Here is a 1,459-nt window from a genome sequence, read left to right as displayed (position 1 = left end):
AACCTGCGCCGCCGTCACCCGATTTGACGCTAAGCTTTACGCTGTCTATGAACATTTTTTACCTTAGTTTTTAAGGGCGATTATATCCAAAATTACTAAAACTACAGCAAGATCGCCTTTAAAGCCGTAGTTTAATCTTAAAAATTTAAGTATTTCTTTCATAAAGATCTTTTCAAGACGAAAGGACCTTAATCAACAGGACTCACCTTACGTCCATTCCTTTGTAAAAATTTACTATTTTAGCGTTGCTAGTATAGCCATCGTTGCCGCACTTTTCTTTAAATGCTTGAATGATATCTACAAGATTACAAAATTTTATCTACTTAACGATCTAGCAAAACAAAATTTAGATATGCATCTTTTACCGACCGTTTAGTCTTTTGCTCCTCAAAACCTAAAGTTATTTTGTCCAGATTTTCAAACTTTGCGACAAGCGGCGTAAAATCGCAGTCCTCGAAATGATACTCTTTCCTTAAATTTATCTCCTCCCGAAGGAGGAGTATCTATTTTTTTGGCGGATTATTTCCGCGACCTTTACCGCTAGGTTTACCGGTAGTGCTTGGACCATTCGGCGGTCTAACTTCTGATTTTGCCATCTTTTCTCCTTTATAAGCCAAATCTGGCTTTTGATGCAAATTTGACGACCTAAAAAATTTAACCGGTCGCAACTGTAAAATCACTCATTCTCGTCGTCATCACCCAAATAATCATCGTTATTTGGATTATGCGCATCCGCCCAATCGTCCATATCGGCATCATTGTTTGGATTATTTATATCCGACCACAAATCAAGTTCGTCCTGGCTCATATCTGACGTATTCATTTTTAATCACCTCCTTTCTGTAAAATTTGATATAATTAGCGTAATTTTACAGAAAGGTTCGGCGACAAATGGCGACAGAAAATTATGAGAGAAAATGCAAAGAGCTAGTGGACGATATACGAAATGGAGTTAGTCAGATAAGGCTTGGATTGACGAATTTTTTAATAGAATTTGTAGAATTTGACGAAAATTCAGATGACGAAAGCTATTTAAAAAAACGAGCAAAATCATACGAAAAGCTCATGCAAAGAGTTAAAAACGAAAATTTAAGCTCGCAAAAAATGGAGGATAAATTAAAAGCAATTTATAAATTCCTGCTTGATAGCGATGAATACAAAAAGCTTAAACGCTATAAGACGCTTATAGACGATAGCTTCGAGAGAAAAATTTTAGGCGATGAAATTTGCGAAAATATACAAGAGGGCTCAAAAATAGCTTTTGGTGATACGAACGAGCCAAGCGATACATAGCCCATTGAATATGGATATGGCGTGATCACAAATCGATCGCCGCTTCTAGCGACCCGACAATCCGCGAGAACATTCGCGAATCTTTTTATCGTCCTTTAAACACTTTTTTAGTTGCCTAACGCAATAGTCTTTTTTATACTCCTCACCCTGCTCGCCGACGCACTTA

2 protein-coding genes are annotated in these 1,459 nt (G+C 37.1%); one reads left to right on the top strand and one right to left on the bottom strand.

Translation table 11 applies throughout. The features are described 5' to 3' along the window. Window positions 1-676: 676 nt before the first annotated feature. Window positions 677-823 (bottom strand): hypothetical protein, encoded by a 147-nt coding sequence (locus Q0257_RS01980; protein WP_298020914.1) that lies wholly within the window; start codon window positions 821-823, stop codon window positions 677-679. A gap of 68 nt (window positions 824-891) precedes the next feature. On the opposite strand from Q0257_RS01980, the gene Q0257_RS01975 reads away from it, so the two are divergent. Further along, on the top strand, window positions 892-1,293 hold the full coding sequence (locus tag Q0257_RS01975) for a hypothetical protein (RefSeq protein ID WP_298020912.1): 402 nt from the start codon (window positions 892-894) through the stop codon (window positions 1,291-1,293). Window positions 1,294-1,459 lie beyond the last annotated feature (166 nt).

The organism is uncultured Campylobacter sp. (assembly GCF_938018035.1).
GTDB lineage: Bacteria > Campylobacterota > Campylobacteria > Campylobacterales > Campylobacteraceae > Campylobacter_B.
The sequence above is the reverse complement of the archived record's forward strand: the minus strand, read 5'-3'. Positions and strand labels throughout refer to the sequence as shown.

Bases quoted from the DNA above. Each gene is read 5' to 3' on its own strand.
- Q0257_RS01980 (WP_298020914.1), bottom strand. From the start codon at position 823: ATGAATACGTCAGATATGAGCCAGGACGAACTTGATTTGTGGTCGGAT.
- Q0257_RS01975 (WP_298020912.1), top strand. From the start codon at position 892: ATGGCGACAGAAAATTATGAGAGAAAATGCAAAGAGCTAGTGGACGAT.